Here is a 16468-nt window from a genome sequence, read left to right as displayed (position 1 = left end):
ACAGAAAAGCAGCACGTCGCTAACCGCCCTGCTGCAGCGCCAGCTGGACGTCGCGCTGGCGTCGCTTCTCGCTGCGCGCCATCAGCCACCAGCCGATGAAGGCCGCGATCGACACCGCCAGCACCATCAGCGTGGCCAGTGCGTTGATCTTCGGCTTCAGCCCCATCCGCACCGAGGAGAACACGGTCATCGGCAGCGTGGTCGAGTTGGGCCCGGCGACGAAGTTGGCGATCACCACGTCGTCCAGCGACAGAGTGAACGCCAGCAGCCAGCCGGACACCAGCGCCGGGGCGATGATCGGCAGCGTGATCAGGAAGAACACCTTGAGCCGGTTCGCGCCCAGGTCCATCGCCGCCTCTTCCAGCGAGCGGTCCAGTTCCTGCAGGCGCGAGGACACCACCACGGTGACGAAGGACAGGGTGAAGGTGACGTGCGCGGCCCAGATCGCGGTGACGCCCTTGGGCGGGATGCCGATCAGCCCGCCCATCGACACCAGCATCATCATGATCGACAGGCCGATGATCACCTCCGGCATCACCAGCGGCGCGGTCACCAACGCGCCGAACAGGCTCTTGCTGGGGAAGCGACGGAAGCGGGTCATCACCATCGCCGCCAGCGTGCCGATCACCATCGACGCGGTCGCGGTCCAGAACGCCACCTTCAGGCTGATCCACGCCGCCTGCAGGATCTGCCGGTCGCGCAGCAGTTCGCCGTACCACTTGGTGGAGAACCCCGCCCACACCGTGGCCAGCTTTGAGGAATTGAACGAGTACACCATCAACAGCAGGATCGGCAGATACAGGAAGGCGAAGCCGCCGGTCAGCACCGTCCAGCGCAGCACGCGTCCGCCGCGCAGCGCGCCCGCGCCGCTCACGCCTGACCGCCTTCGAGCTGGCGCTGCTGGTAGCGGTTGAAGATCAGGATCGGCACCATCAGCAACAGCAGCATCGCGATCGCCACGGCCGAGGCCGCCGGCCAGTCGCGGTTGTTGAAGAACTCGCCCCACAGCACCCGGCCGATCATCAAGGTGTCCGGGCCGCCGAGCATTTCCGGGATCACGAACTCGCCCACCGCCGGGATCATCACCAGCATGCAACCGGCGACGATGCCCGGGCGCGACATCGGCAAGGTGATGGTCGCGAACGCTTTCCATGGTCGCGCGCCCAGGTCGTAGGCGGCCTCGAGCAGGCGGTGGTCCTGCTTCACCAGCGTGGCGTACAGCGGCAACACCATGAACGGCAGATAGCAGTAGACGATGCCGATATAGGCGGCGATCGGCGTGTACAGGATGCGCAGCGGCTGCTCGATCAACCCCAGCGCCAGCAGCGTGCGGTTGAGCACGCCGTTGCTGTCGAGGATGCCGATCCAGGCGTAGACGCGGATCAGGAACGAGGTCCACGACGGCAGCACCACCAGCATCATCGCGATGTTGCGCGCCGACGGCGACAGGCGCGCGATCACATAGGCCATCGGATAACCGATCAGCAGGGTCAGCAGGGTGGAGATCCCGGCGATCTTGATCGAACCCCAGTAGGCTTCGATGTACTGGTTGTCGCGCACCAGCGCCAGGTAGTTCTGCAGGGTGAACTTCAGCGTCAGCACACCGTCGGTGTAGTCCAGCAGATTGCTGTACGGCGGGCTGCTGATCGCCTGCTCGGCGAAAGAGATGCGCAGCACGATCAGGAACGGAATCGCGAAGAACAGCAGCAGCCACAGGTACGGCGCGGCGATCACCAGCCAGCGCGCGCCGGGCAGGCGCCGCTGGCGCAGGCGCTGCAGCAGCGTGCGCCGCGGCGGCGCGGCAGGTGCGGCGGCAGCGGCGGCGGGCGCGCTCATGCGGTCAGCACCACGCCGTCGTTGTCGCCCCACCACACCCACACCGCATCGCCCCAGGTCAGGTTGTCGCTGGCCCAGCGCTGCCGGTTGGCGAAGTTGGCCATCAGCTTGAAGCCGCTGGGCAGGCGCACGTGGTAGACCGAATGGCTGCCGAAATAGGCGATGTCCTCGATCGTGCCCTGCGCCTTGTTGTGCGCCTGCGCCGGCGCGTCCTTGCCGATGCCCAGCTTCTCCGGGCGCACCGCGAACGACACCGGCTGCCCGGTGATGCCGGTGATGCCGTGGCCGACGTAGATGCTGTCGGCAAACGCGGCGGTGCGCAGGGTCACGTAGTCCGGCAGGTCCTCGTCGATGACCGCGTCGATCAGGTTCACCGAACCGATGAACTCGGCGGCGAAGCGATTGGCCGGCTGCTCGTAGATCTCGTCCGGGGTGCCGACCTGCTGGATCCAGCCGGCATCCATCAGCGCGATGCGGGTGGCCATGGTCATCGCCTCCTCCTGGTCGTGGGTGACCATCACGCAGGTCACCCCGGAGGTCTCGATGATGCCGACCAGCTCCAGCTGCATCTGCGAGCGCAGCTTCTTGTCCAGCGCGCCCATCGGCTCGTCCAGCAGCAGCAGCTTCGGCCCCTTGGCCAGCGAACGCGCCAGCGCCACGCGCTGCTGCTGGCCGCCGGAGAGCTGGTGCGGCTTGCGCTTGCCGAGCTTGCCCAGTTGCACCAGCTCCAGCATCTCGCCGACGCGCTTGGCGATGGCGGCGCGCGACAGGCCGTCCTGCTTCAGGCCGAAGGCGATGTTCTGCTCCACGGTCATGTGCGGGAACAGCGCGTAGGACTGGAACATCATGTTGAGCGGGCGCTCGTACGGCGGCAGGCCGTCCAGCGGCTGGCCGTCGAGCACGATGCGGCCGCGGCTGGGCTGTTCGAAACCGCCCAGGCAGCGCAGCAGCGTGGACTTGCCGCTGCCCGAGCCGCCGAGCAGCGCGAAGATCTCGCCCTTGCGGATATCCAGGTCGACATCGTCGAGCGCGACGAAACCGTCGAATTCCTTGCGCAGGCCGGCGATGGACAGGTAACCGCTGCCCTTGGCCGGCGGCGCCGCCGCAGCCGCGATCGCGGCAGGCGGCAGGTCGGATCTCGCTTCGCTCAACGCCATCTGTTGCTCCCCGTGGAAGACACCGCGGCGCGCGTTCGCCGATGCTGCCGGGATTGCGCGGCCGACCTCAGTGTAGCCGCGGCCGCCGCATCGGCGATACCGCGGCGCAGGCGTTTATTGCGCCGGTGCCGGTGCCGGTGCCGGCGTCTGCGTTGGCGGCGGCGCCCAGCCCAGTCCCAGGCTCTTCTGCAGCGCCACGTAGCGCAGCAGCACCTGGGTGCGCGCCTGCACTGCGCTGTCCTGCGCCGAGGCCTGCTGGCGCTGTACGTCCAGCGCATCGATCAGCGACGAGGCGCCGGCCGCGTAGCGCTGCTGCAGCAGCGCCGCGGAACGGTCCGCCGAGGCTTCGGCCTTGGCCGCGGCCAGCGCCTGCTGGCGCGCGGCGCCGAACCGGGCCAGCGCGCTGTTGGCGTCCTGCAATGCCGCCAGCACCGTGCCTTCGTAGGCGGCCAGGCGCGCCTCGTTGCCGGCGCGAGCCTGTTCCACCTTGGCCTTGGTCGCGCCGAAATCGAAGATCGACCAGCGCAGGAACGGCGCGACCACGCTGTTGATCGCATCGCTGCCGAGGTCGCCCGGCGAGGTCGCGGCCATGCCGATGTTGCCGAGCAGGGTCACCTGCGGGAAGTACGCGCTCAGCGCCTGCCCGATCTGCGCCGACGAAGACGCCAACTGGCGTTCGGCGCGACGCACGTCGGGGCGGCGGCGGATCAATGATCCTGCATCGTCGACCGGCACCACCGCCGGCAGCGTCGGCAATGGACGGTCCGCGGCCAGCGCGGCGTCGAGCGCGCCCGGCTCGCGGCCGATCATCAGCGCCAGTTGGTCTAGCGCTTCCTTCGCCTGCGCCTGCAGGTCCGGCAACACCGCTTCCTGCTGCTGCAGCTGCGCCTGCGCGCGTTCCACCTGCAGGTCGGCGTCGGCGCCGCGCTCGCGGCGCTGCCGGGTCAGTTGCAGGGTCTGCCGCGCCGCCTCCAGGTTGCGCTGGGCGATGGCGATGCGCTCGCGGGTGCCGCGATAGCCCAGGTAGGCCTGCCCCACTTCGGCGGCCAACTGCACCTGGGTGTCGGCCAGCTCGGCCTCGTCGGCCTGCGCATTGGCCAGCGCGCCTTCGCTGGCGCGGCGGCGGCGGCCGAAGAAATCCAGCTCCCAGCTGGCATCGAAGCCGACGCTGTACAGCTGCGCATGCGGATCGATGGACAGCTGCTGGCCGCTGCCGGCAGCGACGCTGCCCAAGCCATCGACCAGCGCGTCCGGCGCCCTGGCGTTGAGATAGGCGGCATTGGCGCCGACGCTGGGCAGCTGTTCGGCGTGGCGCTGCTGCACCAGCGCGCGCGAGGCGCGCAGCTTGGCCTGCGCGGCGCGCAGATTCGGGCTGTTCTGCAGCGCCTGTTCGACCAGGCTGTCCAATTGCGGATCCTGCAACGCCTCCCACCAACGCTGCGGCGGCGCCGCCGGCACCACGCCTGCCGCGGCGGCGACCGCATCGGCGCGATGCAGCTGCGGCTGCGCCTGCGCCGCCTCGGCCACCGGCGGCGGCTTCACGTAGTTCGGGCCGAGCACGCACGCCGACAACAGCAGCGGCAGCACGGCGGGGACGAGCACACGGGAAAAACGCTGAGCCATGGAATCCTCAATGCATCGCAAGCGGAGCGCCGCCCTTGGGCAGCGGTTTGAGCAGCAACCCCAGCGGAATCGTGCATACCACGATCACCCCGAAGATCCAGAACAGGTCGTTGTAAGTCATCACCAGCGCCTGCTGCTGCACCATGCGCGCCAGCTGCGCCACCGACTGCAGCGCCGCGCCGGCGCCGGAAGCGGACTGCAGCTGCGCGGCCAGGCCATGCAGGTAGTCCTGCGCCAGCGGCGAATTGGCGCTGGTGCCGCTGCCGATCATCTGCGTGTGGAACACCATGCGCCGCTCCTGGAAGGTGGAGATCAGCGCCAGGCCGATCGAGCCGCCCATGTTGCGCGCCGCGTTGAACAGCCCGGAGGCGTCGCCGGCAAGCTCCGGCGGGACCGAGGAGATGGCGGCCTGGTTCAGCGACATCATCGCCAGCGCCAAGCCGCAGCCCTGCAGCAACTGGCCGATCACGAAATGCATGCCGACCGAATCGGCGCTGAGACTCATGTTGACGAAGCAGGCGATGGCGAAGCAGCTGAGTCCGCCGATCACCAGGATGCGCACGTCCACGCGCATCAGCATCTTCGGCATCAGCGGCATCAACAGCACCGTGGGCAGGCCGGACAGCAGCACCACGTAGCCGGACTGTTCGGTGTTGTAGCCGGAGATCGTGGCCAGGAACTGCGGGATCATGTACATGACCCCGAACAGGATCATGCCCACCGCCATCACCATCACGAACACCGCGCTGAAACTGCGCTGCAACAGGATCGACAGGCGGATCACCGGCTGCCGGCTGAAGAACTGCGACGCGCCCAGGGCGACGAAGCCGACCAGCGAGAGCAGGCTCAGCAGCACGATCTCGGAGGATTCGAACCAGCGCTCGCGCTGGCCTTCCTCCAGCACCACGGTCAGCGCGCCGAGTCCGGCGGTGAGCCCGAAGATGCCGAGCCAGTCGGCATCGAGCAGCCCGCGCAGGTTCATCCGCTCGTGCGGCAGGCCGAGCAGCAGCAACGCCACCAGCCCGGCGCAGATCGGCACGTTGATGAAGAACGCGTAGTGCCAGCTGACGTTCTCGGTCAGCCAGCCGCCGAGCAGCGGCCCGATCACCGGTCCCAGGATCACGGTCATGCCGAACAACGCGGTGCCCATGGTCTGCTGCGCCGGCGGCAGGCGCGTGGCGACGATGGTCAGCGCGGTGGGAATTAGCGCCCCGCCGGCGAAGCCCTGCCCGACGCGGCCCAGGATCATCATGCTCAGGCTGTTGGACAGGCCGCAGACCACCGAGAAGAAGGTGAACAGCAGCGCGCAGATCAGCAGGAAGTTGCGCAGCCCCAGGGTGCGCACGAACCAGCCGGTCAGCGGGATCATCACGATCTCGGCGACCAGATAGGCGGTGGAGATCCAGGTGCCCTCGGTGCCGCTGGCGCCGACCTCGCCCTGGATGGTCGGCAACGCCGCATTGACGATGGAGATGTCCAGCGTCGCCATGAACGAGCCGATGGTGCCGGCGGCGACCGCCAGCCACGCGCCGGCGTCGGCCTTCTGCTGTGCGCCGGCACCCGCCGCCGGCGCAGCGGCGGCCTCGTTCACGGCCTGCCCTCGCCCTGCTCGCCTTCCTGCTCGACCCGCTCCTTGGCATCCTTGGCCGCGCGCGTGTCCACCGTGACCGTCACCGACATGCCCGGCACCAGCACTTTGCGCGCCTCCGCGCCGGCCTTGAGCCGGATCCGCACCGGCACCCGCTGCACCACCTTGGTGAAGTTGCCGGTGGCGTTCTCCGGCGGCAGCAGCGCGAACTGCGAGCCGGTGCCCGGTGCGATGCTCTCGACCACGCCATCCAGTTCGACCCCGGACAAGGCATCGACCTCGATCCGCGCCGGCTGCCCGGGCCGCATCAGCCCGACCTGGGTTTCCTTGAAATTGGCGCTCAGGTACAGCGCATCGACCGGCACCACGCTCATCAGCCGGGTGCCGGCGGCGACGAACTGGCCGACCTGCACGGTCTTGTCGCCGATGCGGCCGTCGATGCGCGCGGTCAACCGCGTGTCCTCCATCGCCACCTGCGCCTGGTCGGCGTCGGCCTGCGCCTGCTGCAGCCCGGCGCGGGCCTGGTCCAGCTGCGCGCTGGCGCCCTGCACCTGGCTCTCGGCGGCGGCGACCTGGGCCTTGGCCGCGTCGTACTGGGCCTGGGCGCGATCGCGGTCGTGGACGATGCTCTCGTAGTGCTCGTGGGTATCGGCGCCGGACGCGGCCAGCGGCGCGAAGCGCTTGGCCTCGCCCTGGGCGAAGCGCAGGCTGGCCGCGGCCGCGGTGACCTGGGTACGCGCCTGCAGCAGGGTCGCGCGTTGCGCCTGCAGACCGGCCTCGGCAGCGGCGATATCGGCCTGACGTACCGCGACCACGGCCTGCGCCTGCTGCTGCGTGGCGCGATAGGTGCGCTCGTCGATCTGCAGCAGCGGCTGCCCGGCCTTGACCGTCTGGTTGTCGCCGACGAACACGCCGGTCACGTAGCCGTTGACCCGCGGCGCCACCGCCACCGCATCGGCCTGCAGATAGGCGTTGTTGGTTTCCTGCAGGTAGCGGCCGGTGGTCAGGTAGTAGACCAGCCACGCCACCAGGCCGATCAGCACAACCAGGCCGATCAGCAACAGCGTCCATTTCACCTTGGGATTCTTCAGCGGCGACGGCTTTTCTGGTTGCTTATCGTCATCCTGGGCAGGCGCGGCCCGTGCCTCGTCCGAAGCCGCCTGCCGGTGCGTCTGCGTGGGATCTGGGTCGTGAATGCTCAAGTCGCAGGTTCCTGGGGAATGGAAGAAACCGTCGCCGCCTGCGCCTGGCGGTACACGGCAGATACATGCTAAGCCAGACAGCCCGTCCACCAGACGGCGACGTACGGTGGGCCTTGTGGATATCTGTACCGGCGAGTCCAGTTTAAGGGTATCTGTACTGGCGAGTCCAGATTTGTTCGAGCGTTGCTTGCAGCGGTATTCAGTAGTGCGAACACCTGCGTGCGCCGCGAACTGCCCCATCCCTTCGCCTTGCCCGCCGCGGCAACGGCCACGGCCGATGCCTTGCGACATGGCGCATCGGGCACAGCGTGCCGTTCAGGCCTTCCGCTTGCGCCGTACCCTCACCCCTACCCCTCTCCCGGGGGGGAGAAGGGAACATCGCCTCCCTTCTCCCCTCGGGACCATGGCCCCCTTTTCGGGAGAAGGTGCCAGAAGGGCGGATGAGGGTACGGGTACCGGCCATGGCATCCGACCGCGTGATTTCCTGACGGCAACAGCGTGCATCTCCGTGCCTTCTCGGCCCGCCGTACCCTCACCCCCGCCCCTCTCCCGACGGGAGAGGGGAATCACTTGCTGCGCAATCCGCTCAGCGCCCAGTCTTCAACTCCGTCCACAGCCGCGTGTACTGGCGGTCCACTTCCGGCGGCATCACCGCCAGCGCGAACAGCTTGGCCTGCACCTCCGCCGGCGGGTAGATGGTGCGGTCGCCGCTGATCGCCGCATCGATCAGCGGCAGCGACTTGGGCACCGCGTTCGGATAGCTGACGAAGTTGGTATTGGCCGCGGCCACTTCCGGGGTCAGCAGGTAGTTGATGAACTGGTAGGCCTGCTCCGGATGCTTGGCGTCCTTGGGAATGGCCAGCATGTCGAAGAACTGCAGCGCGCCCTCCTTCGGAATCGAATAGGCGATGTGCACGCCGTTCTTGGCTTCCTCGGCGCGGTCGCGCGCCTGCAGGATGTCGCCGGACCAGCCCACCACCAGGCAGGTGCTGCCCTTGGCCAGCGCATCGATGTACTGCGAGGAATGGAAATTCTGGATGTAGGGGCGGATTTCCTTGAGCTTGGCCGCGGCCTTCTCGATCACCTTCGGGTCGGTGCTGTTCGGGTCCTCGCCCAGGTAGTGCAGCACGGTCGGCACGATCTCCGAGGCGGTATCGAGGAAGGTCACCCCGCAGTCCTTGAGCTTGGCCAGGTTCTCCGGCTTGAACACCAGGTCCCAGCTGGCGACCACGTCGGTGCTGCCGAACGCGGCCTGGATCTTGTCGACGTTGTAGCCGATGCCGGTGGTGCCCCACAGGTACGGCACCGCGTAGGTATTGCCTGGGTCCTGCTGCGCGATGCGCTGCATCATCGCCGGGTCCAGATTGGCCAGGTTGGGGATCTTGCGCTTGTCCAGCGGCAGGAACACGCCGGCCTGGATCTGCCGGCCGAGGAAACTCAGCGACGGCACCACCACGTCGTAGCCGCTGCCGCCAGCCAGCAGCTTGGCTTCCAGCACTTCGTTGCTGTCGAACACGTCGTAGGTGACGTGGACACCGCTATGCCGCTCGAAGCCGGGCACGGTGCCCTCGGCGATGTAGTCCGACCAGTTGTAGACGTTCAATTGCTTCGCTTCGCCGGCGCCGGCCGCATCCGCCGCGCCATCCCCCTGGGCCGATCCGCCGCAGCCCGCCAGGCCCAGCACCGCCACCATCCCCGCTATCGCTCGCCGCTTCATCGTCGTCTCCGTGCCGCCCGTTGCGGGCAGCGGTTGGCGGGACGCCGCGCTGGCGCGCGTCCCGGTGGTCCTCCCCTTTGGCGGCCGCGCGCGGCGCGGCCGTACTGCGTGCAGGCGCCGCGTCGAAGCGCCGCGCCATGGACCACGGACGCGACCGGCTCAGCGGCCGGTCTTGATCTCCGTCCACAGGCGGGTATACAGCTTGTCCACCTCGGGCGGGTTGATCGAATAGGTGAACATCTTCGCCGCCACCTCCGGCGGCGGGTAGATGGTCGGGTCGTTGCGGATCGCCGCATCCACCAGCGGCGTCGCCTTCGGCACCGGATTGGCGTAGTGGATGAAGTTGGAATTGGCCGCGGCCACGTCCGGCGTCAGCAGGTAGTTGATGAATTTGTAGGCGTTCTCCGGATGCTTGGCATCCTTCGGGATCGCCAGCATGTCGAACCACTGCGGCGCACCTTCCTTGGGAATCGAATAGGCCACCTTCACGCCGTTCTTGGCTTCCTCGGCGCGGTCGCGCGCCTGGATGATGTCGCCCGACCAGCCCACCGCCAGACAGGTGCTGCCGTTGGCCAGCGAGGTCACGTACTGCGAGGAGTGGAAGTTCTGCACGTACGGGCGAATGCTCTTGATCAGCGCCGCGGCCTTCTCGATCTTGGCGGTATCGGTGGTGTGCGGGTCCTCGCCCTGGTAGTGCAGCGCGATCGGGATCAGGTCCGACGGCGTGTCGAGGATGGTGACGCCGCAATCCTTGAGCTTGGCGATGTTCTCCGGCTTGAACACCAGGTCCCAGCTGTTGGCGATGTCGGTGCTGCCGAACGCGGCCTTGACCTTGTCCACGTTGTAGCCGATGCCGGTGGTGCCGACCATGTACGGCACGCCGTACTTGTTGCCCGGATCCTGCTGCGCGATGCGCTGCATGATTTCCGGATCCAGGTTGGCCAGGTTCGGGATCTTGCTCTTGTCCAGCGGCAGGAACACGCCGGCCTGGATCTGCCGGCCGAAGAAGTTCAGCGTCGGCACCACCACGTCGTAGCCGCTGCCGCCGGCCAGCAACTTGGTCTCGACCATCTCGTCGCTGTCGAACACATCGTAGGTGACCTTGACCCCGCTGGCCTTCTCGAACGCAGGCACGGTGTTCTCGGCGATGTAGTCCGAATAGTTGTAGACGTTGAGGACCTGGTCCTCGCCCGCCGCGGGCTTGCCGCCTTCGCCGCCGCCGGAACCGCCACAGGAGGCGAGCAGCGCCGCGGAAAGGGAAAGGGTGAGCAGTCGCAGCTTCATTGCAGGTCTCCGCAGGTCCATGGGGAAGATCGAAGATACACGCCGCGGCGTCGCGCGGACGGGTCCAGACTGGCCGGCCCAGACTAACCAGCGCCGGGCTATTTGCCCAGCGCCTGCGCGGTGTCCTCCAGCGCCAGCCAGGCCTTGTCGAACAGCTCGTCGACCTGGGCGCGGCTGAGGATCAGCGGTGGCGACAGCAGCATCGCATCGTTGGTCGCGCGCAGGATCAGGCCGCGGCGCAGCGCATGGTCGCGGCACAGCGCACCGACCTTGCCGCGCTCGGGGAAGTAGTGCCGGCGCGGCTTGTCCGGGACCAGTTCCAGCGCGCCGATCATGCCGACGATGCGCGCCTCGCCGACCAGCCGGTGCTCGCCCAGCTCGGCCCAGCGCTGCGCCAGGTACGGCGCGATCTCGCTGCGTGCGCGTTCGACGATGCCCTCGTCCTGCAGCAGGCGCAGGTTCTCCAGCGCCACCGCCGCGCACACCGGATGCCCCGAATAGGTGCAACCGTGCGCCAGCTCGCCGCCCTGCTCCTTCAGCACCGTGGCCACGCGCTTGCCGAACATCGCCGCGCCGAGCGGGATATAGCCGGAGGTGATGCCCTTGGCGATGGTCATCACGTCCGGCTGGAACCCGAAGTGCTGCGCGCCAAACCATTCGCCGGTGCGGCCGAAACCGCAGATCACTTCGTCGGCGACCAGCAGCACGTCGTAGCGGCGGCAGATGCGCTCGATCTCCGGCCAGTAGCTGCGCGGCGGGATGTACACGCCGATCGCGCCCATGATCGGCTCGCCAATGAACGCGGCCACGCGCTCCGGCCCCAGTTCCAGGATCTTGTCCTCGAGCCGGCGCGCGGCCAGCAGGCCGTATTCCTCCGGGTCCATGTCGTCGCCGTCGCCGAACGGGTATGGCGGGTCGATATGGTGGATGTCGGGAATGGGCAGCCCGCCCTGGCGATGCATGCCCTTCATGCCGCCGAGACTGGCGCCGGCCATGGTGGTGCCGTGGTAGCCGTCGTGGCGACCGATGAAGATGCTCTTCTGCGGCTGGTCCTGCACGGCCCAAAAGTGCCGCACCAGGCGCAGGATGGTGTCGTTGGCCTCGGAGCCGGAGTTGGTGAAGAAGGCATGGTCGAGGTCGCCGGGGGTGAGTTCGGCGAGTTTGGCGGCGAGGCGGATGGTCGGCTCGGTGGTGCACTGGAAGAAGCTGTTGTAGTACGCCAGCTGTTCCATCTGCCGCGCGGCGGCCTGGCCGAGTTCCTTGCGCCCGTAGCCGACGTTGACGCACCACAGGCCGGCGAAGGCGTCGAGCAGTTTGTTGCCATCGGCATCCCAGACGTAGGCGCCGTCGCCGCGGGTAAGGATGCGCGTGCCTTTCTGTGCAAGCGCGGCGTTGTCGTTGAACGGGTGCAGGTGATGCGCCGCATCCAGATCCTGCAGGGCCCGCGTCTCTATCCGATCCATGTCCACTCCATGCTCGTGGCTGTGCCTGTTGCTACCGCTGTTGTTGTGGCTGTTGTTGTGGCTGTTGTTGTGGCTGTGTTTGTGGCTGTGGTTGTGGCTGTGGCTGCTGCTCTTGCTGCTCTTGTTCTTGCTGTTCTTGCTGTTCTTGCTGTTCCTGCTCTTGCTGTCGCTTCCGGCTTTGGCTGTTGCCTTTGCAATTGCTTTTGACTTACCGGGTTCCCTTCCGCAGCGGCGGCCATGGCGGGGAAAAACCCGAAGGGCGGCGCACAAGGATGTGCGCCGTTCGCGGCAGGGGCAGGATGCCCCTTCCGCGAATCCCCGTCATGGACGCGGACCTGGAGCGCGCAGCGCGGAAGGCGCTCGGCAGGGCGCGCTTTCTTTTGGTTACTTTTCTTTGCGCGAGCAAAGAAAAGTGACTCGCGCCCAAGCGCGAAAGCTTTTGCCTTTGCCTTCGCTTCGCGTTGTTTCTTCCACAAACCTTGAGCAACAGCAGGAGCAAAAGCTTCCGCTACGCGGGTCACTTTTCTTTGCTTGTGCAAAGAAAAGTAACCAAAAGAAAGCACACCCCGCAGCGCGCCCTCCGCGCTACGCGCTCCGGGTCCGCAGCCCCGACGGGCATTTTTCGATGGCACATCCATGTGCCAACGAAAAACGTCGCGCATCCTGCGCGCCGCCCTTCGGGTATTCGCCCGCCGGGTCTGCCGCGCTGAGGGGACCCGGTAGATCAAAAGCAAAGCAAAGCAACAGCAACAGCTTGCGATTGCAGCCCTCTCGATTCGCCCATCGCAAGCAAGGGCGGACTCACACGTTCAACAACAAGAACTCCCGCTCCCACGAACTGATCACCCGGAAGAACGTCTCGTATTCCTTGCGCTTGACCGAAATGTAGGCGCGCACGAAACGCGGCCCCAGCATCTCCTGCAGCGGCGTGCACCGCTCCAGCTCGTCCAGCGCCTCGCCCAACGAACGCGGCAACTGATAGCCCATCTCCTTGCCGTTGCCGCTGATCGGCGCGGTCGGCTCCAGCTTCTCGCGGATGCCCAGCAACCCGCAGGCCAGCGTCGCCGCCATCGCCAGATACGGATTGGCGTCGGAACCGGCGAAGCGGCTCTCCACCCGCATGTTCTCGATCGTGTCGATCGGCACCCGCAGCCCGCAGGTGCGGTTGTCGAAGCCCCACAGCACGTTGCTCGGCGACACCTCGCCGAACATCAGCCGGCGGTAGGAATTGACGTTCGGCGCCAGCACCGCCATCGCCATCGGCACGTACTTCTGCAGGCCGGCCAGATAGTGCGCGAAGGTGCGGCTGTACTCGCCGGCGCGGCGCCCGCTGAACACGTTCTTGCCGTTCTTGTCGACCAGGCTCTGATGGATGTGCATCGCGCTGCCCGGCTCGTTCTCCATCGGCTTGGCCAGGAACGTGGCGTAGACCCCGTGGCGCATCGCCGCCTCGCGCATCGTGCGCTTGAACAGGAACACCTGGTCGGCGCGCGACAGCGCATCGGAATGGGTGAAGTTGACCTCCAGCTGCGCCGCGCCGGATTCGTGGATCAAGGTATCCACGTCCAGTTCCATCGCGTCGCAGTAGTCGTACATCAGGTCCAGGATCGGGTCGAACTCGTTGACCGCATCGATCGAGTACGACTGCCGCGCCGTCTCCGGCCGTCCCGAGCGCCCGGCCGGCGGCAGCAGCGGGAAGTCCGGATCGGTGTTCTTCTGCACCAGGAAGAATTCCAGCTCCGGGGCGACCACCGGCTTCAGGCTGAGCTCCGCATACGCCTGCAGCACGCCGCGCAGCACGTTGCGCGGCGCCAGGTCGTGCGGCTGGCCGTCCTTGGTGTAGCAGTCGTGGATCACCTGCGCGGTCGGGTCGGTGGCCCACGGCACCATCCGCACCGTGTCCGGGTCCGGGCGCAGTTGCATGTCCGAGTCCGATGGCGAGGTCAGGTCGTAATAGTCGTCGGGATACTCGCCGGTGACGGTGGTGGCGAAGATGCCCTCGGGCAGGCGCGTGCCGTAGTCGTGGGAGAACTTGGCGGCGGGAATGATCTTGCCGCGCGCGTTACCGGTGATGTCCGGCACCAAGCACTCGACTTCGGTGATGTGGCGATCTTTCAGCCAACGGCGCAGCGAGCTTTCCTGCTGTTCGGGGGTGTTCTTGCGCGAGCGCGGTCTGGCCATGGGGGAATTCGATTCAGTGCGTGCGGCGAGCCGCGTAGTGGCGACAGGCATCGCCGAAGGATTGGAAGATGCCCAGATAGAACGGGTCGTCGAGCACGCGCCATTCCGGATGCCACTGTACGCCCAGCAGGAAGCCGGGACCGATCCCGCGGAACGCCTCGATCAATCCGTCCGGCGCGCGCGCCTCCACGATCAGGTCGCCGCCGAGCCGCGCCACGCCCTGCCCGTGCAGCGAGTTGACCCGCACCCGCTCCCTGCCGGCGATTTCCGCCAGCCAGCCGCCCTCGCTCAGGGTCACCTCGTGCACCGGCGCGTACTGCAGATCCAGCGCGGCCTGCGTGTCCTCGCGATGATCGGACAGCCCGGGCACCGCATGCACTTTCTGGTGCAAGCTGCCGCCCAGGGCCACGTTGACTTCCTGGAAGCCGCGGCAGATCGCCAGGATCGGCAGGCCGAGCGCGATCGCCTGCGGGATCAGGTCCAGCATGTTGGCGTCGCGCGCCGGATCGTGCGGATTGCCGAGCCAGCTGGGTTCGTCGCCGTAGTGATGCGGTTCGATGTTGCTGACCGCGCCGGTCAGCAACAAGCCGTCCAGCCGCGCCAGCCAGTCGCACGGCGCGACCGGCGGCTGCAGCGACGGCAGCAGCACCGGCGTCACCCCGGCGCCATCGACCGCGGCGCGCAGATACTTTTCGCCAGCGGCCAGGAACGGATGCTGGCCGATGAGCTTGCGATCGGTCGACAGGCCGACCAGTGGCGATACGGCCATGCGAAGAACTCGTGTGGCGTCGCCGCAAGTTACCCCGGGCGTTTTATTTTTACAACACGCCGCGACGGTGCACAGCGACGCACGAGCGCATGCCGGCTGCGCCGCATCGGGCACAGCGCGCTTTATTACAGGACGAAGTAGCAGGTACGCCCACACAGCGCGCGTCATGCACTCCCCGTCCGGCGCATCGCGCCTGTTGAGTATTCTTGACGCGAACCCGGCTCTGCTAAGCTCGTCGCACTCCCGCAGGCCGCCCTCATGACCCGCACCCACGACGCTCCGCCCCTGCCCCCGGACGCCGCCCAGGCCCTGCAGCGCATCCCCGGCTGCGAACAGATCGACCTGCTGCTGCCGGACAGCAACGGCCTGCTGCGCGGCAAGCGCATCGCCCGCGACGCGCTGGAAAAGGTCTATCGCGACGGCGTGTGCCTGCCGATGTCGTTGATCGCCACCGACATCACCGGCAATACGGTCGAGGAAACCGGCCTGGGCTACGACATCGGCGACGAGGACCGGCTGTGCTTCCCGGTCCCCGGCACGCTGCAGCCGGTGCCATGGGCGCCGGTGCCCTCGGCGCAGCTGCTGCTGGCGATGCAAGACGACGCTGGCAGCCCGCTGGAGTTCGCGCCGCGCGAAGTGCTGGCACGGGTGCTGGCGCGGCTGCGCGCGCGCGGGCTGACCCCGGTGATCGCGGTGGAACTGGAGTTCTACCTGTTCGATCCGCGCGCCGACGCCGATGGCCGGCCGCAGCCGCCGCTGCAGGCGCACACCGGGCTGCGCAACGACAGCACCCAGGTCTATTACATGCAGGAACTGGACGACCAGCGCGGCTTCACCGACGCGGTCGCGCAGGCCTGCCGCGCGCAGGGCATTCCCGCCGATACCGCGGTCGCCGAGTACGCGCCCGGCCAGTTCGAGATCAACCTCAAGCATCGCGGCGACGCGCTGGCCGCCTGCGACGACGCACTGATGCTCAAGCGTGCGATCAAGGCGATCGCGCAGCAGCAGGGCCTGCTCGCCAGCTTCATGGCCAAGCCGTTCGCCGCGCAGTCCGGCAGCGGCCTGCACCTGCACGTGAGCCTGCTCGACGAAGCCGGCGACAACGTCTTCGCCGGCACCGCGCAGGCACCGGCCGACGCGCTGCGCCACGCCATCGGCGGCCTGCAGCGCAGTGCCGACGACTGCCTGCTGCTGTTCGCCCCGCACGCAAACAGCTACCGCCGCTTCGTGCCCAATGCGTTCGTGCCACTGAACGACAGCTGGGGCTTCAACAACCGCACCGTGGCGATGCGGGTGCCGTACAGCGATCCGGCCAATACCCGCATCGAGCACCGCATCGCCGGCGCCGACGCCAATCCGTACCTGGTCGCCGCGGCGGTGCTGGCCGGCATCGAACACGGCCTGCAGCATGGCTTCGACCCCGGCCCGCCGGTGCAGGGCAACGCCTACGAACAGACCCAGATCCGCCATCCGGACTGGCGCGGCGCGATCGCCGGCTTCCTCGCCAGCGACTTCGTCGCCGACCGGTTCGGCGCCCGCTTCCGCCACGTCTACGGCCAGCAGAAACACCGCGAGATGCTGGATTTCCATGCGCAGGTGAGCGACCTGGATTACCGGTGGTACTTACGCACGGTTTGAGTGGAGCCGG

The 16468-nt window shown here is 67.6% G+C and carries 13 protein-coding genes; 2 read left to right on the top strand and 11 right to left on the bottom strand.

Annotated features, from left to right (window positions below; genetic code table 11):
* Positions 1-19: 19 nt before the first annotated feature.
* The 9 genes from HEP75_RS08440 to HEP75_RS08400 form a co-directional block, all read right to left on the bottom strand.
* Positions 20-874 (bottom strand): ABC transporter permease subunit, encoded by an 855-nt coding sequence (locus HEP75_RS08440; protein WP_185826124.1) that lies wholly within the window; start codon positions 872-874, stop codon positions 20-22.
* The gene (locus tag HEP75_RS08435; protein ID WP_185826123.1) at positions 871-1836 is read right to left on the bottom strand and encodes an ABC transporter permease subunit; all 966 of its coding nucleotides are present in this window, start codon (positions 1834-1836) and stop codon (positions 871-873) included. The genes HEP75_RS08440 and HEP75_RS08435 overlap by 4 nt, the downstream gene beginning before the upstream one ends.
* Positions 1833-2993, bottom strand: a complete 1161-nt coding sequence (potA, locus tag HEP75_RS08430; RefSeq protein WP_185822865.1) for a polyamine ABC transporter ATP-binding protein — start codon at positions 2991-2993, stop codon at positions 1833-1835. The genes HEP75_RS08435 and potA overlap by 4 nt, the downstream gene beginning before the upstream one ends.
* Before the next feature lie 114 nt (positions 2994-3107).
* Positions 3108-4616, bottom strand: coding sequence for an efflux transporter outer membrane subunit (locus HEP75_RS08425; RefSeq protein ID WP_185826122.1), 1509 nt, complete (start codon positions 4614-4616; stop codon positions 3108-3110).
* A gap of 7 nt (positions 4617-4623) precedes the next feature.
* On the bottom strand, positions 4624-6207 hold the full coding sequence (locus tag HEP75_RS08420; RefSeq protein WP_185826121.1) for a DHA2 family efflux MFS transporter permease subunit: 1584 nt from the start codon (positions 6205-6207) through the stop codon (positions 4624-4626).
* Positions 6204-7406 (bottom strand): HlyD family secretion protein, encoded by a 1203-nt coding sequence (locus HEP75_RS08415; protein WP_185826120.1) that lies wholly within the window; start codon positions 7404-7406, stop codon positions 6204-6206. Before HEP75_RS08415 ends, HEP75_RS08420 begins: the two co-directional genes overlap by 4 nt.
* A gap of 586 nt (positions 7407-7992) precedes the next feature.
* Entirely contained in the window at positions 7993-9123 is a 1131-nt protein-coding gene (locus HEP75_RS08410; RefSeq protein WP_185826119.1) for an extracellular solute-binding protein, read from the bottom strand.
* A gap of 159 nt (positions 9124-9282) precedes the next feature.
* The gene (locus tag HEP75_RS08405; RefSeq protein WP_185816000.1) at positions 9283-10407 is read right to left on the bottom strand and encodes a polyamine ABC transporter substrate-binding protein; all 1125 of its coding nucleotides are present in this window, start codon (positions 10405-10407) and stop codon (positions 9283-9285) included.
* A gap of 98 nt (positions 10408-10505) precedes the next feature.
* On the bottom strand, positions 10506-11870 hold the full coding sequence (locus HEP75_RS08400) for an aspartate aminotransferase family protein (RefSeq protein WP_185826118.1): 1365 nt from the start codon (positions 11868-11870) through the stop codon (positions 10506-10508).
* Between HEP75_RS08400 and HEP75_RS08395 the strand changes: the two genes are divergently transcribed.
* Positions 11869-12759, top strand: coding sequence for a hypothetical protein (locus HEP75_RS08395; protein WP_185826117.1), 891 nt, complete (start codon positions 11869-11871; stop codon positions 12757-12759). The genes HEP75_RS08400 and HEP75_RS08395 overlap by 2 nt on opposite strands.
* Here the strand turns inward: HEP75_RS08395 and HEP75_RS08390 are convergent.
* Positions 12672-14051, bottom strand: coding sequence for a glutamine synthetase family protein (locus HEP75_RS08390; protein ID WP_185826116.1), 1380 nt, complete (start codon positions 14049-14051; stop codon positions 12672-12674). The genes HEP75_RS08395 and HEP75_RS08390 overlap by 88 nt on opposite strands.
* A gap of 13 nt (positions 14052-14064) precedes the next feature.
* Positions 14065-14820 (bottom strand): gamma-glutamyl-gamma-aminobutyrate hydrolase family protein, encoded by a 756-nt coding sequence (locus HEP75_RS08385; RefSeq protein WP_185815997.1) that lies wholly within the window; start codon positions 14818-14820, stop codon positions 14065-14067.
* Positions 14821-15078: 258 nt separating this feature from the next.
* Here HEP75_RS08385 and HEP75_RS08380 point away from each other — a divergent pair, with 258 nt between their 5' ends.
* Positions 15079-16458 (top strand): glutamine synthetase family protein, encoded by a 1380-nt coding sequence (locus HEP75_RS08380; protein ID WP_185826115.1) that lies wholly within the window; start codon positions 15079-15081, stop codon positions 16456-16458.
* Positions 16459-16468: the final 10 nt, after the last annotated feature.

This window comes from Xanthomonas sp. SI (assembly GCF_014236855.1).
GTDB lineage: Bacteria > Pseudomonadota > Gammaproteobacteria > Xanthomonadales > Xanthomonadaceae > Xanthomonas_A.
This window is presented reverse-complemented; position numbering and strand designations above follow the sequence as displayed.